Source organism: Nocardioides sp. (assembly GCF_041913365.1).
In the GTDB taxonomy this organism is placed as follows: domain Bacteria; phylum Actinomycetota; class Actinomycetes; order Propionibacteriales; family Nocardioidaceae; genus Nocardioides.
Genome location: NZ_JAYSFM010000005.1, coordinates 283,247 through 306,056, shown reverse-complemented (window position 1 = coordinate 306,056; position 22,810 = coordinate 283,247). Strand labels below are relative to the sequence as shown.

Genomic DNA, 22,810 nt, shown 5'->3' with positions numbered 1-22,810 from the left:
CGCCGCCGGGTTCGGGTGGGCTCAGGGCTGGGTCGCGAACCGTTCCCACGACCGGTGCGCGCCCATCAGCGTGAGCAGCTCGTCCTGCACGTCGCCGGGTCCGTCACCCGTCACGACGCCGGCCCCACCGAGGCCGAGCTCGTCGATGACCGACCGGCCGTCGCCGAAGGCGAGCACGGCCTTGCAGTGCCGGAAGCACTCGCCGACGAGCATGCCGACGCGCGGGTCGGTCCGCACCGTCGAGGTGTCACCGGCCTTGCCGTCCCGGCTGACCAGCGCGTCCGGCGCGGGCGGGGCGGCTCCGGCCACGACGACCGCGTCGAGCTCGATCGAGCGGACGGTCGCGAAGGTCCGCTGCGCCACCAGGCCCTCCCCGAGCTCGCCGCCGTGCGGCGCGATGAGGAGCGGCAGCACGCCGGCGCCGAGCAGGCCCTCGCGCAGCCCGGCGACGGCCGCGAGGTCGCCGTCCGGGTCCACGACCACCCCGACCAGCCGGCCGTCCGTCGGCCAGGTCTCCCCGACCTGCGACAACGCCGGGCTGGGGTCGGGCTCCTCGACCTCGACGGAGCGAGCAGGCGCGGGCAGGCCGAGCGCGGTGGCGACCTTCGCGCACAGGTCCTCGTCGATGTTCGCCAGCGCGAGGAGCTGCCGCTCCTTGATCGCCTGCTCGTAGCACTTGCCCAGCTCGAAGGAGTACGCGTTCACGATGTGCTCCTGCTCGACCGGCGACATGCTCTTCCAGAACAGGCGCGCCTGGCTGAAGTGGTCGTCGTACGTCGCCGGGTTCTCGCGGACCTTCGCGCCCTGCACCTCCACCGGCACGTCGACGAACGCGCCCTCGTCGGCTCCGGCGAAGAACGGGCAACCGCCGTCGAGGGAGCTCGGGCTGTAGGGCGCCACGCCACCGTGCACGGCCTGCTGGTGGAACCCGTCGCGGTGGTTGTCGTTCACCGGGGCGTGCGGGCGGTTGATCGGGATCTGGTTGAAGTTCGGCCCGGCGAGACGCGTCAGCTGGGTGTCGAGGTAGGAGAAGTTGCGCGCCATCAGCAGCGGGTCGTCGGTGCCGTCGATGCCGGGCACGAGGTGCCCGGTGTGGAAGGCGACCTGCTCGGTCTCGGCGAAGAAGTTGGTCGGGTTGCCGTTCAGGGTCAGCGTGCCGATCAGCTGGACCGGCGCCAGCTCCTCCGGCACCAGCTTGGTCGAGTCGAGCAGGTCGATGCCCTCGAACATCTGGTCCGGCGTGTCCGGGAAGGTCTGGATGCCGAGGTCCCACACCGGGAAGGCGCCCGACTCGATCGCGTCGTACAGGTCGCGACGGTGGAAGTCGGGGTCGACGCCACCCGCCAGCTGCGCTTCCTCCCACGTGAGGGAGTGGACCCCCAGCCGCGGCTTCCAGTGGAACTTGACCAGCGTGGTGCCGCCCTCGGCGTCGACGAGCCGGAAGGTGTGGACGCCGAAGCCCTCCATGGTCCGGTAGCTGCGCGGGATGCCGCGATCGGACATGTTCCAGATCGCGTGGTGCTGCGCCTCGGTGTGCAGGGACACGAAGTCCCAGAACGTGTCGTGCGCGCTCTGCGCCTGCGGGATCTCGCGGTCCGGGTGCGGCTTGCCGGCGTGGATGACGTCGGGGAACTTGATGCCGTCCTGGATGAAGAAGACCGGCATGTTGTTGCCGACCAGGTCCCAGTTGCCCTCGCTCGTGTAGAACTTCGTGGCGAAGCCGCGGGTGTCGCGCACCGTGTCGGCCGAGCCGCGCGAGCCGAGGACGGTGGAGAAACGGACGAAGACCGGGGTCTCCTCATCCTTGCCGAAGACCGCGGCGCGGCTGATGGTGGACGCGGCGCCGTTGGCCACGAAGACGCCGTGCGCCCCGGCTCCGCGGGCGTGGACCACGCGCTCCGGGATGCGCTCGTGGTCGAAGTGCATGATCTTCTCGCGCAGGTGGTGGTCCGAGAGCACCGTCGGGCCGCGCGTCCCGGCCTTGAGCGAGTGGTCGCTGTCGCCGATGCGCACGCCGGTGGCGGTGGTGAGGTACGCACCCTGCTGGGCGCTCGCCGTCGGCGGGTCGGCGCTCGGGGCGCCGGTCGGCGACAGCGGGGTCGGCTGCTGCTGGTCGGGCTTCGGCGGCGGGACCTCCCGCGGCTCGGTCGGCTCCTCCAGCGTCGGCGGCTCGCTGCCCGGTGCGCCGGGCACCGGCGTGTCGGTCTTCTTGGTGCTCATCCAGGCTCCCTCGAGTAGTCGGATCGGGTTGGGCCGCCCTGTACCCCCGAGGGCGTCGAGGTCATGCGCGTCGGCGCTGGCCGGAGCCCTCGGTGTCGGGATCGCCCCGGTCCGGGTCGGCGTCCCGGCCGCGGGACTCGCGCAACCGGCGCCCCCGCAGCACCTCCTGGCGCTCCTTCTCCGCCGCCTTGTCGCTCGTGCGGGTGTCGCGGGGCGGCAGCTGGATCTCCTCCTCGGCGGGCATCCCGGCCTGCAGCTCGCGACCCCGCTCCAGCTCGGCGTCCAGCTCGCCACCGAAGAGGAGCGCGAGGTTGGTGATCCACAGCCACAGCAGGAACACGATGACGCCGGCGAGCGAGCCGTAGGTCTTGTCGTAGGAACTGAAGTTGGCCACGTAGAACCCGAAGAGCGCCGAGGCGACGATCCAGATGAGGATCGCGACAGCCGCGCCGACGCTGATCCAGCGGAACTTCGGCTGCTTGACGTTGGGCGTCGCGTAGTAGAGCAGCCCCACGATGAGCATGACGACCAGGAGCATCACCGGCCATTTCGCGATGTTCCAGACCGTCACGACCGTCGAACCAAGGCCGATCGCGTCGCCGACGGCCTCGGCGGCGGGCCCGGTGATGACCAGGCCGACGAGGACCGCCGCGGCGAGCACGACGGTGACGAGCGTGACCAGCAGCATCATCGGCCGCAGCTTCCAGATCGGGCGCCCCTCGTCGATCTCGTAGATCCGGTTCATCCCGCGGCCGAACGCGCCGGTGTAGCCCGAGGCCGACCAGAGGGCGGCAGCGAGGCCGAGGACCAGGCCGAGTCCGGCACCGGAGCCCTGGCTGAGCTGGACGAGCGTGGGCTCGAGGGTGTCGGCCGCGCTGCCGGCTCCGATGTCGCGAAGGATCCCCAGCAGCGTGTTCACCGTCTCCCGCCCGTCGCTCACCAGGCCGACGACCGACAGCATCGCCAGGGCCGCGGGGAACATCGCGAGCACGGCGTAGTAGGTCAGCGCCGCGGCGAGGTCGGTGCACTGGTCGTCGGAGAACTCCCGCACCGTCTTGCGCAGGACATAGGTCCACGACGGCTTGGTGAGGTCGTTCGGCGACTCGGGCTTGTCGGCTGCACGGTGGGTCTTGGTCGAGGCACGATCCATGGCCCCTCGTACCCACCCACGGCTGGTTCACCCCCGCGACCTCGGTGACACCGGGACGTCGGGGGACCTAGGTCCCGCGGAGTTGGTGGCGTTCTCCCCATCTGGACGGACGGGAACCTTCCCTAGCCTCGATGACGAGGCAGGAGACGACCCACGACTCCCCCGAACGGAAGGCACATCATGCGCGCGGTACTCGACAAGCTGATCTCCTGGACCGGGCTGGCGCTCGCCGCCGTGCTCCTGATCGCCGGAGGTCTCCTCACCTGGGCCAACACCTTCATCGGTGACCAGGTCGACCAGCAGCTGACCCAGCAGGGCATCACCATGCCGGAGGGAGAGGCGCTCGCCAGCCTGCCGAAGGAGGACGCCGCGGCGCTCGAGGAGTTCGCCGGCAGCGAGCTCAACACCGGCCCCGAGGCCAAGGCCTACGCCGACCACTACATCCTTGCGCACATGAACGCGGCCAGCGACGGTCGCACCTACCAGGAGGTCAGCAGCGAGTTCCTCGCGCTGGACGACGAGGCCAAGGCGAGCGAGGAGGGCCAGGCCCTCGGCGGCCTGCGGCAGACCCTCTTCATGGGCAACACCCTGCGCGGCCTGCTCCTCTACGGCTACGCCTTCGCGACCATCGGCACCATCGCCGGCTACGCCGCGATCGCCTCCTTCGTCGGAGCGTTCGTCCTGCTGGCCCTCGCCCAGCTGGGCATGCGCCACGCCCGGCGCACCGACAAGGCCGAGGCCACGCTCCAGCCGGAGCTCGCCACGGCCTGAGCCGCCGGCGTCACGCCGGAGGGAGCGGAGCCCGGTCGGTCACCTGCCGACCGGGCTCTGCTCACCTGTCTGGACCCGCCACAGCGCGGCGTACGCACCGTCGCGCGCCAGCAGCTCGTCGTGCGTCCCGGACTCGCTGATCCGCCCGGCGTCCAGCACCCAGATCCGGTGCGCGTGGCGCACGGTCGAGAGCCGGTGGGCCACGACGATGGCGGTGCAGCCGGCGGTGGCCAGTCGCAGCGAGCGCTGGATGGCGGCCTCGGTCTCGTTGTCGACGGCGCTGGTGGCCTCGTCGAGCACCAGCACCGCCGGGTCGCGCAGCAGGGCGCGGGCCAGCGCCAGGCGCTGGCGCTGCCCGCCGGACAGGGTGACCCCGCGCTCCCCCACCCACGTGTCGAGGCCGTCGGGCAACGCCTCCACGAAGTCCCAGGCGGCCGCAGCCTCGGCGGCCGCGCGGACCTGCTCGCGGGTGGCGTCGGGACGGCCGTAGGCGATGTTGTCCGCGATCGAGCCGGCGAAGAGGAACACGTCCTGGGCGACGTAGCCGGTGGATCCGCGCAGCGAGTCCCAGTCGAGGTCCCGGACGTCCTGACCGTCGAGCAGCACCTGGCCGGCGCGGGGGTCGTCGAAGCGCAGCACCAGCCGCAGCAGGGACGACTTGCCGGAGCCCGTGGTGCCGACGATCGCGTGGGTCTCCCCCGCCGGGACGACGAGGTCGATGTCGTGCAGCACGTCGGGCCCGTCGGCGTACCCCGCGCGTACGCCGCGCAGCTCGACGCGACCGCCGACCGGTCGCTCGAGCGCGACGGCGCCGGCCGGCACGGTGACGGGGACGTCGAGGAGACCGAGGATGCGCGCGGCGGACGCGCGGCCGCGCTGGTAGAGGTCGAGCACCTCGGCCACCTCGGTGAGCGGCCAGAGCAGCCGCTGGGTCATGAAGACGAGCACCGAGTAGAGCCCGACGGCGAGGTCGCCGCGCAGGGTCGCCCAGCCGCCGAGCAGCAGCGTGCAGGTGAAGCCCGTGAGGATCGCCATCCGCACGAGCGGGACGAACGCCGCCGACGACCGGATCGCGTCGGTGTTGGCCACGCGGTAGGCCTGCGAGACGGCGGCGACCCGGTCGCGCTCGCGGTCCTCGGCGGTGAACGCCTTGATCGTCGCGATGCCCGCCAGGTTGGTGCTCAGCGTGCTCGACAGGTCGGCGACCGCGACGCGGACTCGGTCGTAGAGCGGCTCGAGGCGCCGCTGGAAGACCAGCGACCCCACCACGATGACGGGGATCGGGAGGAAGGCCAGCACCAGCAGCTGCGTCGAGGCCGCCGCGAACACGGCTCCCACGAGCACCACGTTGAGGGCGGTCTGGAGGATCGCCGGGGCACCGACGTCGAGGAAGCGCTCGAGCTGGTTGACGTCGTCGTTGAGCGTGGCCAGCGTCGAGCCCGCCGGCCGGGTCTCGTGCCAGCCGAGGTCGAGGTGCTGCACGTGGTCGTAGGCCTCGACGCGCAGGTCGTGCTCGACGCCCTGGGCCAGTCCGCGCCACAGCACGCTGGCGACGTACTCCGAGAGGGACTCGACCACCCACACGAGCACGTTGATCGCGGCCAGCCAGCCGAGCTGGGCGTAGCGCGACTCCACGCCGAGCACCTCGCCGACGAAGGACCCCTCACCGCGGACCACGACGTCGACCGCGGCTCCGATGAGGAGCTCGGGGACGATGTCAGCGACCTTGTTGACCGTCGAAGCGGTGACCGCGAGGACGAAGCGGCTGCGGTAGGCGCCGTACCTCTGCCACAGGGCTCGCAGGGGCTGGACCGGGGCGGCGACAGGGACAGGCACGCGCCAAGGTTAGGTGAGCCTTACCCAGACGTCCGCATCCCGGCCGGCGACGGGGCGGGGTTCAGTCCAGCCCGGCGATGATCCGCTCCATCTCCGCGATGGACGCCGCGGTGTCGACGTGCAGCACCGCGTGCCAGCCGGCGGCCCGCGCGGCGTCGACGTTGGCCTCGACGTCGTCGAGGAACAGCACCTCGCCCGGCGCGACGCCGAGGCGCTGCGCAGTGAGCTCGTACGCCGCCGGGTCGGGCTTGGCCACGCCGACCTCGTGGCTGTAGACGATGTCGTCGGTGACGTCCTCGAAGCCGTGGACCCGCTCGCGCTCACGGGCACCGGGTCCCGAGTTGGACAGGATGCCGGTGAGGCGCGGTCCCTGCTGGGCGGCGAACCAGTCGAGCAGCGGCCGGTCGACGGTGCCGAGGTACCACCGCCAGTAGTCCTCGACGAGCTCGTCGACCTGGTCGTCGTCGAGGCCGAGCGTGCGCTGCCACTCGGCCCGGATCGCCTCCTCGGTCGCGCCGCCGATCATCGCGTCGCCCGGGAGCCCGGCCAGGCCGGCGGCGATCGCTCCGGGCACCAGCCCGAGCCGGGCCTCAGCCGGAGCCGGGAAGACCTCGTCGTCGATGACCTCGAGGACTCCCCCGATGTCGAGCACCACCGCCTTGATCGCCACGGGAGGACGATGCCACACGCGCACCCCGACCGTTGTTACCGTTTTACCCCGCGACTGTTACTCCGACGTGTACGTTTCGAGTGTGTCGACGACAGTGCTCCTGGTGGAGGACGAACCCGATCTGGTCCGCGTGATGACTCTCTCCCTGACGCGGGCCGGCTTCGACGTGCTCGTGTCCGGCACGAGCGCTGACGCGGTCGAGGTCCTCGCGTCGCGGCACGTCGACGTGATGATCGCCGACCGCGGCCTCCCCGACGCCGACGGCGCGGACCTGGTCCGACGCGTGCGGCGGGACGGCTTCACCGGCACCGTGCTCATCGCGAGCGGACGATCCGGGACCGCCCACGACGAGGAGTGCCTCGCCGCCGGCGCCGACGGGGTCCTCGCGAAGCCGTTCCGCCTGGCCGACCTGGTGGCCCGCCTCCACGCACTGACGTCGCCCGACGCGAGCGCCGTCCCGGCCTGCTGACAACCGCACGGCCCGAGCGCGGCTGACGCGACGCGGCCCCCAGATGAACGCGCTACCGTAAGGCAAGCGGGTGGCTACCGCCGGTCGTCGAAGAGTTGAGACTCGTCTGGTTCGCTTTGCAGCGAATTCGACGCCGGCGGCACCCGTGATCCTGCTCGGGCTGGCTCTCTCGCAAGCGCGCCGAGGAGCCACCGCTCGACGCCCCACTCGACCGGCAGTTCCAATGCGTCCCGAAGGTGCGACACATGGTCGTCTCCGGCGGAGCGATCGACGTACTTAGTGTGGGCGAAGCCGAGGAAGCCGCTCCGCGCGGGTGGCAACGGCACCTCGTGAATCCACGTTCCGAGGCAGGTGTCGATCGGACCACCCACTGGGTCTCCCGACATGACACCCGTATGAGGGAAGAACACGTTCGTCCAGCGAACCATCGCGAACATCGCACCGTGATCGGGCACCAGCACTGAACGCGGTCGGTCCACGCCCTCGAGCCAGTACATGTGGGTGAATGTGAACGCGCGCCGCACACGACCTGGCACGGGACTCTTGCTTTCGGCAGTCTGCGGCGGGCACGTCGGCATCGAACGATCGCCGATCAGCTGTGTGATCGGAGTGCCCTTGCGAGGGTTGAGCAGCCACTGGGCGTGCGCGAGCGGCGAGCCAGCGGTCACGAGATCCGACACCAACCAGTCGAACCCGTTGTCGGTGAACTCTTGCCATGCGGCGTGTTGGTAGGGCTGAGCGGCGACGATCTCGGCATGCGCCGTGCCGTCCCGAGGGTTTAGAAGATCTTCAACCGCTCTCAGGGCGGGCGTTCTCATCGTCTCGACGCCCACGTGCCTTCGCGAACGTCGGGTCCATGCATGGGCGAGGACGTCGTAGGCAATAACACTGCCGAGGCTGTGGCCGTACACGATGATCCGGCCGTAGCGGCGCCGCTGGTGCAACTCGTCCAAAAGCTCGAGCCCTGCCTCGCGGACCGCTTGACGTGCCACGACGTTTGCGGGGCTGGTGTCGAAGTAGCGTGCTGCGTCGCCAAGGATGTTGCCCACCAAGAGATGTTGAAGTGTCGAGCTGAACACTTTGGCCAAGGTCCACACCACGCCCGGCACCAAGGCGATGGCCGCCGTGACAGCCGTGACCAGGGCCACGATCCAGTCTTGGGGCACAGTCCCCACGCGAACGGCGACAAGCAGCGCGAGCCCGGCGAGTACGGGCAGCAGGAGCAGACCGCGCATGACGTAGACGTGCGGGCGCAGATTCGCTGAGATGTTTCGCCGCCGTGCGAGGAGCAAACGGATCGCCCATCCATAGACCTGGCCGATGGTGGCGTCCCGCATCAGGTGCGCCCAGTAGAGCTCGTAGACATCGGTTGTCGGGCGCGAGGCCGACCAGCGCCCCGGCACCGTCACCGAGTTCGCGCCGACCAGGGGTGACACATAGTCAGGCTTGACGAAGCGCCGCTCGCTCCGCTCGTCCGGGAACACAGCTCCGACGAACTGCCGCAGCGACGAGGTTTGGCGCTGCTCGCCGATCCCGTGGATGACGATGATCGCCTGCCTGAAGCGTCGGCGTTCGACGGAGGCCATGGAGAAGGCAGCGCCCAGGCGGCTCAAGGCCTTCGACCAGTACTGCGCCCGCTCGGTCACTGCCTCTGACGGCACGCCCGTCTCGGTGATCCGAACCCTGCTTCGTCCACCCGGTCGAGTCGTGACGTTGACAAGGAGCTCGCCTGCATCAGTGCCGTCCCATGTGGCGCGCAGGCGGAAGGAAGAGTGCGTCCGCCTCACGTCCTGGACCGTTGCACCGCGAGGCGACGCCGGCGCCAGACCCTGGCGCGGTGCTGAGGGCAGGGGCGGCGCAAGGACCAGACCGCCGACCGTTCCGTCGAGACGGCCGCATCGATCCAGCCACAGCTCCACCCACGACGAGTCCAGCATGAAGTCGACCACGGCGTCGCAGTGGAAACTGGTCGGAAGCCCGACGGTGACCTGCTCGGACATGCACCCCAGTGTGCTTCGTTCCCAGCCGCGATGCGAGGGGGATGCGCGGCCGGGCCCGGGAATGCAGCAACCCCCGACTCGCGTCTTCGCTGGTTGGGGGCTGTTCCTGCTCGGTGGGCGATACTGGGTTCGAACCAGTGACCTCTTCGGTGTGAACGAAGCGCGCTACCACTGCGCCAATCGCCCGAGACGCCGGAACGATATCCCATGGTGGGTCCGGACCGGCAATCAGGGGTCACCTGCGCTCGGAGCGTTCCTTGTCGTTGTCCTCGATCTCGCGCCCGAGCTGGTCGACGGCGTCGGGGTCTCCGTGGAACCGGCGGTAGCTGTAGACGATCAGCGCGAGCGCGATGACCGCCGAGCCGACCTGGGTCACGCCGGTCCAGATGCCTCCGGGCAGCCACCACGCGTCGGAGAGCGGCCACCAGCCGGGCGCCGGCGGCTTCATGATCCAGAGCACGCCGCAGGCCGCGAGCACGAGCGCGCCGAGGCAGGAGGCGATGATCCGCGGCCAGGTCTCGACGCCCTCGGCGGCGCCCTTGAGGGCCCGGAGCCGGACCGGCTCCACGCGCCGCTCCGCCCACTCGTACTGCTGGGAGAGCAGCGCGAGGCCGGCGAAGATCCCGAGCAGCCCGGGGCCGGGCAGGAAGATCGCGGCGATGCCGAGGAGCAGCAGCACCCAGCCCAGGACCTCGAGAACGATGCGCTTGGCTGCCCCCGTCATGGGGGAACCCTAACGGGCGTCACCAACGGGGCACGGCGTCGTTGTCATGGGTGAGTGTGATCCGCCGGTCTGGACCGCCCCGGATCATTTTTCGCCATTCCGCATCACGAAGACCTCACGGTGTCGTCTCATGAGCATCCAAGCAGGGAACCCCCCGAAGGAGCCTTGATGAACATGTCCGGTGGCGGGCACACACTGGCAGATGTCGCGTTGGACATCACTGTCGAGTGCATGGACGACCGTGGCATCCGCCACGAGATCGACACCGTGCTCGGCTACCGGCGCAGCGACCCGTTCGCCGTGTCGATGACCTTCGTCACCGGCGAGGGCAACCTCGTGTGGACCTTCGGCCGTGACCTGCTCATGCGGGGCGTCGAGTCCCCCACCGGCGACGGCGACGTGCACGTCTCCCCGGCCGTCAGCTTCACGGGTCGCGCGATGGTCAGCATCGAGCTCAGCTCGCCCGACGGGCACCTGGTCCTGCTGGCCCGCTCCTCCGACATCAACGACTTCCTGACCCGCGCCGCGGCGGTCGTCACCCCGGGCAACGAGTCGGAGCACTTCGACGTCGACCTGCTCATCAGCCAGGTCCTGGCTTCCTGAGCCACCCCCGCTCCCGTCTACGAGCGGGAGTGCTGGGCCACCCAGCTCGCGTGCAGGCCGGCGTAGACGCTGCCCGGCTGCGTGACGAGCACGGCGTGCGGCCCGCGCTGCACCACGCGGCCCTTGTCGACCACGATCACCTCGTCGGCGCTCTCGGCCGTGGACAGGCGGTGGGCGATCGTCACCGACGTCCGCGACTGCATGAGCCGTTCGAGGGCACGCCCGATCTGCATCTCCAGCGCCGGGTCGACCGCGCTGGTCGCCTCGTCGAGGACGAGCAGGTCGGGGTCGGCCAGGTGCGCCCGGAGCAGGGCGACGAGCTGCCGCTCCCCCGCTGACAGCGACTCGCCGCGCTGGCCGACCATGGTGCCGAGCCCGCGCGGGAGCCCGGCGAGCCAGTCGTCGATGCCGAGCTCCACCGCCGAGGCACGGATCTCGTCCTCGGTGGCGTCGAGCTTGCCGTAGCGCACGTTGGCCGCGATGGTGTCGTCGAAGAGGAATCCCTCCTGCGGCACGAGCACCACGCTGCGCCGCAGCGAGCGCGCGTCGATCGTGCGTACGTCGACTCCGTCGAGCAGCACGGCGCCCTCGACCGGGTCCATCAGGCGGGTGAGCAGCTTGGCGAACGTGGACTTGCCCGATCCGGTCTCCCCGACGATCGCGATACGCGTGCCGGCCTCGATGACGAGGTCGACGTCGCGCAGCACCGGCGGGCCGTCGGGGTAGGCGAAGGTCACGTCGCGGAAACGTACGTCGATCGGCCCGCGCGGCAGGTGCTCGCCCTCGGGGCCGGGGTCGACGAGGTCGGCGGGCGTCTCGAGGATGCCGAGCACCCGGCGCCAGCTGGCGATCGCGTTCTGGGCGTCGGTGAGGATCTGGGTGCCCATCTGGACCGGGCCCACGAAGAGGGTGACGAGGAAGGCGAAGGCGAGCACCTTGCCCGGCGTCATGTCGCCGGTGAAGCCGAGGAGGACGCCGACGACGATGACGCCTGCATTGGCCAGGCCGGCCGAGAGGCCGCCCAGCGAGAACGACGTGACGGTGTAGGTCTGGGCGTGGGTGTAGGCGTCCTGCCAGTCCTGGATCGCGGTGTCGATGCGCTGCTGGGTGCGGTCCTCGACGCCGTAGGAGCGGACCACGGCCGCGCCGACGACCGGCTCGGAGATCGCGCCGAGCAGCACGCCCACCTGGTGGCGTACGACGGTGTAGGCGGCCGAGAGCTTCTTCTGGAACCAGCGGATCGAGAGGAACAACGGCGCGAACGCCAGCCAGACGACCAGCGCCAGCTCCCAGCTGTAGACGACCATCAGCACCGTCGCCACCAGCACCTGGCCGACGCTGACCACGAAGATCAGGCCGCCGAAGACGAGGAACTGGCTCACCTGGTCGACGTCGGTGGTCACCCGCGAGACGAGGGCTCCGCGGCGCTCGGTGTTCTGGGTGAGCAGCGGCAGGTCGTGGACGTGGCGGAACGCCTTGGTGCGCAACGTCGCCAGGCCGCGCTCGGAGGTGGTGAACAGCCGGCTCGTCATCAGGTACGAGGCCCAGCTGGTCACGCCGATCGCGACCGCCGCGAGCAGGCCCATCCAGGCGACGTAGTCGAGGCGCGGGCCGTCGGGCCCGTTGAGGCCGCGGTCGAGGGTCTGCTGCACCGCGATCGGCACCACGACCTGCCCGCACGAGGCGAGCACGGCGAGCACCAGCGTCAGCCCCATCCCCTCGCGCAGCTCGGGTGAGTACTTCATGCCGAGGCGGAGGGTCGCGAGCGCGCCGATGTCCTCCCCGGTGTCCATCCTGGTGCCGGACGTGGGTGCGGTGGTGCTCATCGCGTGCTCCCCTCGACGTCGCCCCCGGCATCGAGCACGGCGTCCACCTCGTAGGCGTTGACCAGGTGGGCGTAGGCGGGGCTGGTGGCCAGCAGCTCGGCGTGGGTGCCGCGAGCGACGATGCGGCCGTCCTCGAGGTGGACGACCTCGTCGGCGAGGGAGATGGTCGCCTTGCGGTAGGCGACCACGACCAGCGAGGCCGCCGAGCCGCCGCGGCGGTCGTCGCGGAGCGAGGCGAGGATCCGGGCCTCGACCTCGGGGTCGACGGCGGACGTGGCGTCGTCGAGGATCAGCAGCCGGGGTCGGCGCACGAGTGCCCGGGCCAGCGAGAGCCGCTGCCGCTGGCCGCCGGAGAGCGAGGTGCCGCGCTCCCCCAGCCGGGTGTCGAGACCCTCGGGCAGGGCGGCGACGAAGCCGTCGGCCTGGGCGGTGCGCAGCGCGTCCCAGACCACGTCGTCGGGCACCTCGGCCCCGAGCGTGACGTTGCCACGGACCGTGTCGTCGAACATGAACGCGGTCTGCGGGACGAGGGCCACGTCGCGCGGGAGCTCGCCCCTGCGCAGACCGGTGAGGTCGTGGCCGTCGAGGCGGATGTGGCCGGAGTCGGGGTCGACGAGCCGGGTCATCAGGCTCGTGAGCGTGCTCTTGCCCGAGGCGGTCGCGCCGACCAGGGCTACGGTGCGACCCGGCTGGACGTCGAAGTCGACGCCGCGCAGCAGCGGCGCGTCGGTGTCGTAGGCGTAGTGGAGGTCCTCGACCTCGAGCAGGGCACCGGTCGTGGCGGCCGGCAGCCGGTCGTCGCCGTAGACCATGCTCCCGGTCGCGTCGAGCACCGCCTTGGCCCGGCGGTAGCCGACGACCGAGCGCGGGAACTCGCCGAGCAGCCAGCCGATGGCGCGGATCGGGAACGACACGATCGTGAGGAGGTACGCCACGGTCACCACGTCGCCGGCCTCGGTCGCGCCGCTCGACACCCGCGCGACACCGACCGCGAGGACGACGAGCACGCCGAGGTTGGGGAGGCTGGCGAGGGTGGGGTCGAAGATCGCCCGGAACCGGCCGGCGCGGACGTTGACGTCACGCAGCTCGTGGGCCTTGGCCCGGAAGCGGTCGGTCTCCTCGACCTCGCGACCGAGCGTCTTGACCACCATCGCGCCGTCGAAGGACTCGTGGGCGATCTCGCTGACCTCGGCGCGCAGGCCCTGCGCGCGGGTCATCAGCGGCGAGGAGTAGTGCTGGTAGAGCAGGTTGGCGACGACCACCGCCGGGAACACCAGCAGCCCGACCAGCGCCATCACCACGTCGGCGAGGAACATCTGCACGACCGCGATGACCATCATCACGATCGTGCCGAGCGCCATCGGCAGCGGCATGATCGGCGACCAGGCGGCCTCGACGTCGGAGTAGGCGTTGGACAGCAGCTGCCCCGTCGGGTGCCGCTGGTGCCACTCCATCGGGAGGGAGAGGTACTGCCGCGTGACGCCGCGACGGGTGTGCGACTGCATCCGGTAGTACATGATGCCGCCGCCGAGGCGGCGCGCGACGATGCCGACGGCACGCAGGATCGCCACGCCCATGAAGAGGGCGACGACCCAGATCAGCAGGTCGGTGCCGATCTCGCCGGTGTCGAAGGCCGGGATCAGCACGTGCTGGGTGGCCCAGCCGAGCACCCAGGCGTCGGCGACGGTCAGGACGCCGAAGAGGACCGCACCGAGCGTGGCGACGGTGAAGACCGTGGGCTCGCGCTTGATGCCGACCCACAGGACCCGGAAGCCGTCGAGAGTGGTGGTGCCCCGCAGCTCCGCGTCCTCGCCCACCGGTGTCGCCCGCCCCCTCGTCGTACGTCGTCCCATCGGTTGCCTCCAGCAACCAACCGGCTCAGGCTATTCCTCGGGACTGACAGAGGGCGAATCGGTTGCGCGCTAAGCACGGATCCGCGACAGGAACACGCGGGTGCGCTCCTGCTGCGGGTCGCCGAGCACCTGCTCGGGCCTGCCCTGCTCGTGGATCCGCCCGTCGTGGAGGAAGCAGACCTGGTCGGCGACGTCGCGGGCGAAGCCCATCTCGTGGGTGTTGAGCACCATCGTCACGCCCTCGCCCTTGAGCTCGGTGAGCAGGTCGAGGACCTCGCCCACCAGCTCCGGGTCGAGGGCCGAGGTGACCTCGTCGAGCAGCATCAGCCGCGGGTTGGCCACTAGCGCGCGGGCGATCGCGACCCGCTGCTGCTGGCCGCCCGACAGGTCGTCGGGACGCGCCCCGGCCTTGTCCGCCAGGCCGACACGGTCGAGCATCGCGAGCCCGCGCGTCCGGGCCTCGTCGGAGCCGACGCCGTGCACGAGCCGCAGCGCGAGGGTGACGTTTCCGATCACGTCGAGGTGCGGGAAGAGGTTGTAGGACTGGAAGACCATCCCCATCCGCGAGCGCACCCCGTCGCCGTCGACCCGCGGGTCGGTGATGTCGCGGCCCTCGAAGGTGATGACGCCGTCGTCGACGACCTCGAGGAGGTTGATGCAGCGCAGGAGGGTCGACTTGCCCGAGCCGGACGCACCGATCAGCACCACGCACTGGCCGGGCTCGACGGTCAGGTCGACCTCGCGGAGCACGACGTTGTCGCCGAAGGACTTGCGGACCCCCGCCAGGTCCAGGACGGCATTCACAGATGACCTCCCGCGCTGTGGTAGCCCTTCTTGCGGGCGTACCGGTCGGTGAGCCGCGCCATCGGGATGGTGAGGCAGCAGAACAGCACCCCCGCGACGACGTACGGCGTGTAGTTGAAGTCCAGCGCCGTCTCGATCTGCGCCTTGCGGATCGCGTCGCTCACCCCGAGGACGGCGATCAGGCCGGAGTCCTTCTGGAGGGAGACGAGGTCGTTCATCAGCGGCGGGATGACCCGGCGCCAGGCCTGCGGCAGCACCACGTGGCGCAGCGTCTGGCCGTAGGACAGCCCGAGCGAGCGCCCGGCGAGGCGCTGGCTCGGGTGGATCGACTCGATGCCCGCGCGGAAGACCTCGGCGACGTAGGCGGAGTAGGACAGCACCAGCGCGGCGCCTCCCCAGAACAGCGGCGACGTCGGCAGGCCCTGCAGGCTCAGTGCCGGCCCGCCGAAGCCGAGCAGGAAGATCACCAGCAGGAGCGGCAGGCCGCGGAAGACGTCGACGTACGCCGTGCCGAGCAGTCGCAGCGGGAACGCGACCGGCCCGCGCAGCGTGCGCACCACCGCGACAGTCAGGCTGAGGACGAGGATCAGCAGCCAGCACACGACCATCACGCGGATGTTCAGCCAGAGGCCCTCGAGCACCGCGGGGAACGACGAGACCGCCTTGTCCCAGTCGAAGTAGGTCTCCTGAACCCGGTCCCATCCCGGCGAGCTGACCACGGCGCCGCCGATCGCACCGAGCAGCAGCAGCGTGCTGCCCGCCGCGATGACCGCGCTGCGCAGCGTGCGGCGGCGTCGCCACTCGTCGCGCTCACGCTGGACCGCGGACGGCTCCCACGCCTCGGGAGCCGCATCGGCGACCGCGGCCATCAGGACAGCTCGGGCGCGCCCTGCTGGGCCAGCCACTCCTGGTTGATCTGGTCGAGGATGCCGTCCTCGCGCAGCGCGTCGACGGCGCCGGAGACGCAGTCGGTGAGCGGGCTGTCCTTGGCCAGCACGGCGCCGAACTGCTCCGGCTCGCCCTCCGGCAGGGGCAGCTGGCCGACGATGACGCCGTCGTCGAGCTGGACGGCGGTCATGTAGTAGGCGGTCGGCAGGTCGACCACGATGCCGTCGATCTGACCGTTCTTGAGGGCCTGTACGGCCTGGTCGTTGGTGTCGAAGACCGCTGGCTCCTCCGACGGCTGGATCTGGTCGGTGATCGCGGTGTAGCTCGTGGTGCCGACCTGCGCGCCCAGCTTGGCGTCGGCGAGGTCGGCGATGCCCGTCGCGCCGTCGATCGCGCTGCCCTTGTTGGTGATCACCGTCTGCACGACGTCGTAGTAGCCGGAGGAGAAGTCGACGGCCTTGCGGCGGGCCTCGGTGATCGAGACCTGGTTGACGTCGAAGTCGAAGTCCTTCGGGCCCGGCTGGACGACCTTGTTGAACGGCACCTTGACCCAGGCGACCTGGTCCTGGGTGTAGCCGAGCTGCTCGGCGATGGCGTACGCCACCGCGGACTCGTAGCCCTCTCCGTTGGTGGGGTCGTTGTCGACGAACCAGGGCTCGTACGCCGGGTCGTCGGTCGCGATGGTCAGCGTCCCGTCGGCGACGGTCTCCATCGTGTCCGGCGTGCACTCGTCGGCGGCCTCCGGGGCGCTCGACTCGCTCGTGGTGTCCGACCCGGTGTCGGCGGCGTCGTCCGCCTCGTCGGTGGGGGCGCAGGCCGTCAGGGCGAGCGTCGCGGCGATGGCGGCGAGAGCGAGGGGCCGGGAGGTCTTCAGCATGGCCGAATCCTACGACTCCACTCGACTTCAGCGGACCGGATGACCCGCCGTGGACAGACCAGCCTTGACGTCGCGGATGCTGAGCGTCCCGAAGTGGAAGACCGTCGCGGCGAGCACGGCGTCGGCCCCGGCCTCGACGGCCGGCGGGAAGTGCTCGACGGCACCCGCTCCCCCGCTCGCGATCACGGGGATGGTCACCTCGCGGCGTACGGCACGGATGAGCTCGAGGTCGAAGCCGTCGGTCGTGCCGTCGGCGTCCATCGCGTTGAGCAGGATCTCCCCCGCACCGAGCTCGGCCGCGCGGACGGCCCACTCGATCGCGTCCAGCCCGGCGCTCTTGCGGCCGCCGTGGGTGGTCACCTCGAAGCCGCTGTCCGTCCCCGGTTGGTCCGGGCGGGTGCGGCGCGCGTCGACGCTGAGGACGAGCACCTGGTTGCCGAAGCGGTCGGCGATCTCGGCGACCAGCTCGGGCCGGTGGATGGCCGCGGTGTTGACGGCCACCTTGTCCGCGCCGGCGCGCAGCAGGCGGTCGACGTCCTCGACGCTGCCGACGCCGCCGCCCACGGTGAGCGGGATGAAGACCTCCTCGGCGCAGCGGCTGACCACCTCCATCGTGGTCGCGCGGCCCTCGTGGGAGGCCGAGATGTCGAGGAAGGTCAGCTCGTCGGCTCCCTCGGCGTCGTAGAGGCGGGCCAGCTCGACCGGGTCGCCGGCGTCGCGCAGCTCCTGGAAGTTCACGCCCTTCACCACCCGGCCGCCGTCGACGTCGAGGCACGGGATGACACGGATCGCGAGGCTCATCGCTTCGCCGCCCGGGCCGCGAGTGCGATGTCGACGAGCTCCACGCGCGGCTCGCCCCCGAGCTCGGCGAGCGGGACCCAGGCGGCGTGGTCGGTCGACCCGCCGACCTCGGTCGTGCCCAGCTCGCCGCCCGTGATGGTCGCCTCGAAGACGAAGCGCTGCGACCGGTACCACCCGTCGAAGGTCCGGCCGCGACCCGTGAAGAAGTCCTCCGCGAGGAGGGCTCCCGGCACGACGTGGTAGCCGGTCTCCTCGTAGACCTCGCGCACCAGCCCGTCGCGGACCGACTCGTCGAACTCGATCCCACCTCCGGGCAGCGTCCAGGCCGGGTCGGCGATCCCCTCGCCGTTCCACCAGGCGAGCAGGGCCCGGTCCTGGTCGTCGACGAGCAGGACGTACGCCCCCAGGCGGGTGTGGTACTCGGTGAACTCCATGCTCAGGCGCCCCTCGTCAGCGCGAGCGCGTCCTCGAGGGTGAAGCGGCCCTCGTAGAGCGCGGTGCCGGCGATCGCGCCCTCGACGCCCTCGTCCACCAGGGTCATGAGCGCGCGGATGTCGTCGAGCGTGGTGACGCCGCCGCTGGCGACGACCGGCTTGTCGGTGGCGGCGCACACGTCGCGCAGGAGCTGGAGGTTGGGGCCCTGGAGCATGCCGTCCTTGTTGACGTCGGTCACGACGTAGCGCGCGCAACCCTCGGAGTCGAGGCGGGCGAGGGTCTCGTAGAGGTCGCCGCCGTCGCGGGTCCAGCCGCGGGCGGCCAGCGTCGTGCCCCGCACGTCGAGGCCGACCGCCACCCGGTCGCCGTACGTCGCGATCGCCTGCGCGCACCACTCGGGCTGCTCGAGCGCGGCGGTGCCGATGTTCACGCGCCGGCACCCGGCCGCCATCGCCGCCTCCAGCGACTCGTCGTCGCGGATGCCGCCGCTCATCTCCACCTGGATGTCGAGCGTGCCGACGATCCGCGCCTGGAGCTCGCGGTTGTGCCCGTGCCCGAACGCCGCGTCGAGGTCGACGAGGTGGATCCACTCCGCGCCGGCCTCCTGCCAGCGCAGGGCCGCCTCGATCGGGTCGCCGAAGCGCTTCTCCGAACCGTCCACGCCCTGCACGAGCTGCACGGCCTGGCCGCCCTTGATGTCGACGGCGGGCAGGAGCTCGAGGTAGCGGTCGTCCGAGGTGCTGGGCATGCCCCGATCCTAGGAGCGCGGGCCGCTCTGCCCGAGTCGGCGGCGGTGGGACGAGACGGAGTGGTTCACTGCGGCATGCGACTCCTGATCCTCGGTGGCACCAACTTCGTCGGCCGCGCGACGGCGACGGACGCCCTGGCCCGCGGCCACGACGTGACCTGCCTGGCGCGCGGCACCCGCGACACTCCCCCGGCCGGCGCACGGCACGTGGTCGCCGACCGGACCGCGAAAGGGGCGTACGACGAGGTGGCGGGCGAGCGCTGGGACGCGGTCATCGACGTGGCGACCCAGCCCGGCCAGGTGCGCAGCGCCCTCGCCGCGCTCGCGGGCAGCACCGGCCACTGGCTCTACGTGTCGACGATGAGCGTGTACGCCGACCACTCGGTCGCGGGTGCGGACGAGACCGCCGAGCTGCTCGAGCCACTGGCCGCCGACGAGATGGGGTCGATGGAGCAGTACGGCAACGCCAAGGTGGCGTGCGAGGAGGCGGTCACCGCGGCCTTCGGGAGCGACCGCTCCCTGCTCGCACGGGCGGGCCTGATCGGCGGACCGGGTGACCTGTCCGGCCGCACCGGCTACTGGCCGTGGCGCTTCGCGCACCCCGCCACCGACGACGGCAGCGTGCTGGTGCCGGCGGTCCCGGAGGCCGGCGCCGCGCTCATCGACGTACGCGACCTGGCGGCCTGGCTCGTGCACTCGGCCGAGGCGGGCACGACCGGCGCCTTCAACGTGGTGGCCAACGCCGCTCCGCTGAGCGAGCACCTGGCCACCGCGCGGGCGGTGGCCGGCCACACGGGCCCCGTCGTCGAGGTCGGGCCGGACTGGCTGGAGGAGCACGAGGTCGCACAGTGGTACGGCCCGCGCTCGCTGCCGCTCTGGGTCGGCCCCGAGGACAACCCCGGCCTGGCGTCCCGCTCGACCGAACGCGCGCTCGCAGCGGGTCTCTCCCCGCGCCCGCTCGCCGAAACCCTCGCCGACGTCCTGGTCTGGGAGGCCGACCGCGACCAGCCCCACGGCGCCGGGCTCACCGACGACGAGGAGCGGGAGCTGATCGCGGCCGCGGGCGAGTGAGATGACCGGGGACTCCAGGCGTTGTGTGGTCGTGGTGACGCACCAGGTACGTCACCGTCACCACACTGACCGGGATCAGTGGCGCCCCCGCTTCCGCGTCGGCAGCTCGTAGGCGATGCCGTCCATCGGGAAGGTCGGGCGGATGCCCATCGCCTTGAGGATGGTCGGCATGATGTCGACCGAGCGCACCTCGGCGCGGAGGTCGCGGCTGGAGAGTCCCGCTCCGGCGAAGACGATCGGGATCTGCTGGGCGGCGCGCTGGATGCCGCCGTGGTCGCCCTTGACGGAGTACGTCGTGTCGTCGGGCAGGGTGGCGATGAGGTCGGGCCCGTAGTCCGCGGCCTGCGTGTCGACGAGCTCCTGCGCCTTCCGCGCGAACCACGCCCGCTCGCCCCCGGTCAGCATCCGGTCCCACCTCACGGGCGACACCCGGTCGTAGTGGTCGCCGTGCCGCTTCCAGACCGCGGTGACGCTCGGCAGCGCACGCATCACCGCAGCCGCCTCGTCGACCTTGGCCGGCGACTGGTCCTTGAGCCAGACCCGCAGCATCGAGTCGCTGTAGGAGAGCCCGACGTTGCCGGTGCCCACCAGTGGGAGCAGCGCGTCCTGGGGACGGTTGTAGGTGACGGTGTCGTTCTCCGCGTCGCCGTAGTACCAGTTGAAGTAGCCGTAGTCGCGCTCGGCGACCTCCTTGCCGTGGAAGGTCCTCGCGGCGACCGAGCCGTGGTCCGAGGTGAGGACGACGAGGGTGTCGTCGAGGACGTCCTGTGCCTCGAGCTCGGCCATGATCTTGCCGACCTGCCGGTCGGCCTCGGCGGTCGCGGCCACCATGTGCGTCATCGGGTCGCCGTCGGTGCCGGTCGGGCCGGGGTCGGTCACCCCGCCCCACATGTGCGCCGCCTTGTCCACGCCGGGCAGCGTCACGAAGATGCCGTTCCAGCTCGCCTCGTTGCGCATCACCTCGATGGCCGCGTCGGCGGCCCACACATCACCACCCAGGTGGGCCGGGTCCTTGCCCGTGACGTAGCGGTCGCTGTCGAGCGGGTAGAGGATCGCCGGCAGCTTGGCGGTGTCGTAGGCGTAGGCCGGGTAGCCGCTGTGCACCCAGAAGCGGCTGCACGGGGCACCCAGGATGTACGACGGCACGTTGATGCCGGTCGGCTTGCGCCACGACCCGCCGGCCGTGCACTCGGGTCCGCTGCCGAAGGTGATGATCGAGTCGGACCCGGCACCACCGAACGCGTAACCGGCGTACCCCTTGGGGCTGATCGTGAACGTCTTCGCCGTCGGGTCGGCCGCACCGAGGTAGTCGGCGAGCTTGGGGTAGCCGGCCGCCTGCTGGAGCTTGAAGAGGTCGGTCGTGGCGTTGCTGGTGATGTAGAGCTGGTCGGGGTTGGCCGGCTCGGGGTCGCCGAGCACGCCGGCGACGTCCCGGTAGCCCTCGTCGGTCCAGCCCATGTGCTTGGGCAGCTGACCCGACGTGATCACGTTGTGCGTGACGACGGTGACGGACCCGGTGTGGCCGAGGTAGGAGCGCGGGCTGTCCACCCCGTCGTCCATCAGCTCCTCGACGTTGCGCATGTCGTACTTCTCGACGATCTCCTTGCTGAGCGAGTCGACGACGATGACCACGACCTTGGTCGGGCGGTCGACGTGCGTGGGACCGTGGCCTCCGCCGCGACCACCGGCCTCGGCACCGGTCTGCGTGCCGGCGAGGCAGAGCGCCACGGCAGTGGCCGTGACGAGGGCGAAGGTGCGGGTGCGACGCTGCGACATGGCGATCCCTCCCGGCGCGGCTGCGCCGCCGCGAACCGTGAGCCGAACGTAGGCCCGCCCCCACCACCCGGCAATCCCCCAGCGGGGGTACGTCGGCCGCGCTCGCTACCGTGCCTCCATGATCGGCGACCGCTGGGGCGTCACGCCGGCCGAGACCCGGCTGCGGTTCGGCTGCGACGCGTTCGTGCCCGACCCGACCCTCGCCGCCTGGCGTGGCGTCACCGTCCGCGCCGACCCCGCGGTCGTCTGGCGGCGGCTGCGACAGGTCCGTCTCGCGCCCTACTCCTACGACCTCGTCGACAACCTCGGCCGCCGGTCACCACGCGCGCTGCTCGACGTGCCCGACCCGGTCGCCGGCGACCCGTTCACCCGCGCGCTCGGGCGCGACCAGGGCCGGGTGCTCGCGGTCGACCCGGGGCGCGAGCTGACCGCGACGATCATGGGCGCCCACCTGTCGTACGCCGTCCTCCCCCACGCCGACGGCTCCCGACTCGTCCTCAAGGTCGTGGCCCGGACGCGCCGGTGGCTCGCGCCCGCGCTCTCGGTCGGCGACCTCGTCATGGCTCGGAAGCAGCTGCTCACGCTCAAGCGGCTGGCGGAGGCGGACTAGCGCCAGGTCGGGGCGACCTCGCGCTGGTAGCGGCGCGCGACGACCTTGGTCAGGATGGTGACGACCGGGCCGGGGATCGTGGCGCGGAGCGCGGTCAGCTCCCGCTCGCCCGCGCCGTCCTGCATCCAGGCGAGCGCGTTGGCGGCGTCGACCATGCTGGCGGGCCGGAGCTTCTTGCTCAGCGCCTTGAACTCCGGGTCGGACTCCAGGTCACCCAGCGGTGCCTCGACGTCGCGCTCCTCGTGGTCGAGGTGCTGGTTGATCACCTCGCTGGACCGCGCCACGACGTCGGCGGCGACGGACGCAGCGGAGGCGGTCGGGGTCGCCACGACCGAGTCGATCGCGGCGGACGCGGACGAGAGGGCCTTCTTCATCGCCGCGTGCTCGGACTCCATCGCGTGGAGGAGGTCGGCGTCGACGCCGCGCCCGAGGAGGAAGGGCCAGAGGATCTCGTCCTCCGCCTCGTGGTGGTGGGTCAGCTCGCGCACGAGGTTCTGCCAGGCAGCCCGGACCTGACGCGCACGCTCGGCGTCACCGTCCGGCAACCGGCGGAGCGCCTGCTCGGTGCGGGCCACGTCGCGGCGCACGGCGGCGTGGATGATCTGGTTCATGCTCAGCTCGGCCATGCCGGGACGCTAGCCGCCGCTCACGCCGCCCCTCGACCCAGTTTTTGAGGAC

General features: G+C 71.3%; 21 protein-coding genes and 1 tRNA gene. 5 read left to right on the top strand and 17 right to left on the bottom strand.

The annotated features are described in order from the left end of the window. Nucleotides 1–21 precede the first annotated feature (21 nt). Nucleotides 22–2,220 (bottom strand): catalase, encoded by a 2,199-nt coding sequence (locus ACE3QY_RS14320; protein WP_374456694.1) that lies wholly within the window; start codon nt 2,218–2,220, stop codon nt 22–24. 61 nt (nt 2,221–2,281) lie between these two features. Continuing rightward, nucleotides 2,282–3,370: a YihY/virulence factor BrkB family protein gene (locus tag ACE3QY_RS14315; RefSeq protein WP_374456693.1), complete on the bottom strand. Its 1,089-nt coding sequence runs from the start codon at nt 3,368–3,370 to the stop codon at nt 2,282–2,284. 180 nt (nt 3,371–3,550) lie between these two features. On the opposite strand from ACE3QY_RS14315, the gene ACE3QY_RS14310 reads away from it, so the two are divergent. After that, complete coding sequence (locus ACE3QY_RS14310; protein WP_374456692.1) at nt 3,551–4,141, top strand: hypothetical protein; 591 nt, start codon at nt 3,551–3,553, stop codon at nt 4,139–4,141. 39 nt (nt 4,142–4,180) lie between these two features. Here ACE3QY_RS14310 and ACE3QY_RS14305 read toward each other — a convergent pair whose 3' ends face one another. Both ACE3QY_RS14305 and ACE3QY_RS14300 read right to left on the bottom strand, forming a co-directional pair. Next, the gene (locus ACE3QY_RS14305) at nt 4,181–5,977 is read right to left on the bottom strand and encodes an ABC transporter ATP-binding protein (protein ID WP_374456691.1); all 1,797 of its coding nucleotides are present in this window, start codon (nt 5,975–5,977) and stop codon (nt 4,181–4,183) included. 61 nt (nt 5,978–6,038) lie between these two features. Beyond that, a complete protein-coding gene (locus ACE3QY_RS14300) occupies nt 6,039–6,647 on the bottom strand; it encodes an HAD-IA family hydrolase (RefSeq protein ID WP_374456690.1) in 609 nt (202 codons plus the stop codon). A gap of 82 nt (nt 6,648–6,729) precedes the next feature. Between ACE3QY_RS14300 and ACE3QY_RS14295 the strand changes: the two genes are divergently transcribed. Continuing rightward, on the top strand, nt 6,730–7,116 hold the full coding sequence (locus ACE3QY_RS14295) for a response regulator transcription factor (protein WP_374456689.1): 387 nt from the start codon (nt 6,730–6,732) through the stop codon (nt 7,114–7,116). A gap of 74 nt (nt 7,117–7,190) precedes the next feature. On the opposite strand, the gene ACE3QY_RS14290 is transcribed toward ACE3QY_RS14295, so the two are convergent. From ACE3QY_RS14290 to ACE3QY_RS14280, 3 genes are all read right to left on the bottom strand, one after another. Further along, nucleotides 7,191–9,116 (bottom strand): hypothetical protein, encoded by a 1,926-nt coding sequence (locus tag ACE3QY_RS14290; RefSeq protein WP_374456688.1) that lies wholly within the window; start codon nt 9,114–9,116, stop codon nt 7,191–7,193. A gap of 114 nt (nt 9,117–9,230) precedes the next feature. Further along, nucleotides 9,231–9,302, bottom strand: a tRNA-Val gene (locus tag ACE3QY_RS14285). 49 nt (nt 9,303–9,351) lie between these two features. Further along, entirely contained in the window at nt 9,352–9,840 is a 489-nt protein-coding gene (locus tag ACE3QY_RS14280; RefSeq protein WP_374456687.1) for a PGPGW domain-containing protein, read from the bottom strand. Between the two features lie 231 nt (nt 9,841–10,071). On the opposite strand from ACE3QY_RS14280, the gene ACE3QY_RS14275 reads away from it, so the two are divergent. Next, entirely contained in the window at nt 10,072–10,443 is a 372-nt protein-coding gene (locus ACE3QY_RS14275; protein WP_374456686.1) for an SsgA family sporulation/cell division regulator, read from the top strand. Between the two features lie 17 nt (nt 10,444–10,460). Here ACE3QY_RS14275 and ACE3QY_RS14270 read toward each other — a convergent pair whose 3' ends face one another. The 8 genes from ACE3QY_RS14270 to priA all read right to left on the bottom strand — a co-directional run bounded on the left by ACE3QY_RS14270 (nt 10,461) and on the right by priA (nt 18,675). Continuing rightward, entirely contained in the window at nt 10,461–12,269 is a 1,809-nt protein-coding gene (locus tag ACE3QY_RS14270) for an ABC transporter ATP-binding protein (protein WP_374456685.1), read from the bottom strand. Next, nucleotides 12,266–14,086 carry an ABC transporter ATP-binding protein gene (locus ACE3QY_RS14265; protein ID WP_374456684.1) on the bottom strand — a complete coding sequence of 607 codons (1,821 nt, stop codon included), beginning with the start codon at nt 14,084–14,086 and terminating at the stop codon, nt 12,266–12,268. Before ACE3QY_RS14265 ends, ACE3QY_RS14270 begins: the two co-directional genes overlap by 4 nt. A 105-nt stretch (nt 14,087–14,191) precedes the next feature. Then, the gene (locus tag ACE3QY_RS14260) at nt 14,192–14,926 is read right to left on the bottom strand and encodes an amino acid ABC transporter ATP-binding protein (protein ID WP_374456683.1); all 735 of its coding nucleotides are present in this window, start codon (nt 14,924–14,926) and stop codon (nt 14,192–14,194) included. After that, nucleotides 14,923–15,795 (bottom strand): amino acid ABC transporter permease, encoded by an 873-nt coding sequence (locus ACE3QY_RS14255; protein WP_374456682.1) that lies wholly within the window; start codon nt 15,793–15,795, stop codon nt 14,923–14,925. The genes ACE3QY_RS14260 and ACE3QY_RS14255 overlap by 4 nt, the downstream gene beginning before the upstream one ends. Beyond that, nucleotides 15,795–16,691 (bottom strand): ABC transporter substrate-binding protein, encoded by an 897-nt coding sequence (locus tag ACE3QY_RS14250; protein WP_374456681.1) that lies wholly within the window; start codon nt 16,689–16,691, stop codon nt 15,795–15,797. Before ACE3QY_RS14250 ends, ACE3QY_RS14255 begins: the two co-directional genes overlap by 1 nt. 27 nt (nt 16,692–16,718) lie before the next feature. Continuing rightward, the gene (gene hisF, locus ACE3QY_RS14245; RefSeq protein ID WP_374456680.1) at nt 16,719–17,492 is read right to left on the bottom strand and encodes an imidazole glycerol phosphate synthase subunit HisF; all 774 of its coding nucleotides are present in this window, start codon (nt 17,490–17,492) and stop codon (nt 16,719–16,721) included. Further along, nucleotides 17,489–17,926, bottom strand: a complete 438-nt coding sequence (locus tag ACE3QY_RS14240; protein WP_374456679.1) for an NUDIX hydrolase — start codon at nt 17,924–17,926, stop codon at nt 17,489–17,491. The genes hisF and ACE3QY_RS14240 overlap by 4 nt, the downstream gene beginning before the upstream one ends. A gap of 2 nt (nt 17,927–17,928) precedes the next feature. Then, complete coding sequence (priA, locus tag ACE3QY_RS14235; RefSeq protein ID WP_374456678.1) at nt 17,929–18,675, bottom strand: bifunctional 1-(5-phosphoribosyl)-5-((5-phosphoribosylamino)methylideneamino)imidazole-4-carboxamide isomerase/phosphoribosylanthranilate isomerase PriA; 747 nt, start codon at nt 18,673–18,675, stop codon at nt 17,929–17,931. A 75-nt stretch (nt 18,676–18,750) separates the two neighbouring features. On the opposite strand from priA, the gene ACE3QY_RS14230 reads away from it, so the two are divergent. Further along, nucleotides 18,751–19,746: an NAD-dependent epimerase/dehydratase family protein gene (locus ACE3QY_RS14230; RefSeq protein ID WP_374456677.1), complete on the top strand. Its 996-nt coding sequence runs from the start codon at nt 18,751–18,753 to the stop codon at nt 19,744–19,746. 75 nt (nt 19,747–19,821) lie between these two features. Here ACE3QY_RS14230 and ACE3QY_RS14225 read toward each other — a convergent pair whose 3' ends face one another. Beyond that, nucleotides 19,822–21,522, bottom strand: a complete 1,701-nt coding sequence (locus ACE3QY_RS14225; protein ID WP_374456676.1) for an alkaline phosphatase family protein — start codon at nt 21,520–21,522, stop codon at nt 19,822–19,824. A gap of 118 nt (nt 21,523–21,640) precedes the next feature. On the opposite strand from ACE3QY_RS14225, the gene ACE3QY_RS14220 reads away from it, so the two are divergent. Beyond that, nucleotides 21,641–22,132: a hypothetical protein gene (locus ACE3QY_RS14220; protein WP_374456675.1), complete on the top strand. Its 492-nt coding sequence runs from the start codon at nt 21,641–21,643 to the stop codon at nt 22,130–22,132. Here ACE3QY_RS14220 and ACE3QY_RS14215 read toward each other — a convergent pair. Next, a complete protein-coding gene (locus ACE3QY_RS14215; RefSeq protein ID WP_374456674.1) occupies nt 22,129–22,758 on the bottom strand; it encodes a hemerythrin domain-containing protein in 630 nt (209 codons plus the stop codon). The genes ACE3QY_RS14220 and ACE3QY_RS14215 overlap by 4 nt on opposite strands. Nucleotides 22,759–22,810: the final 52 nt, after the last annotated feature.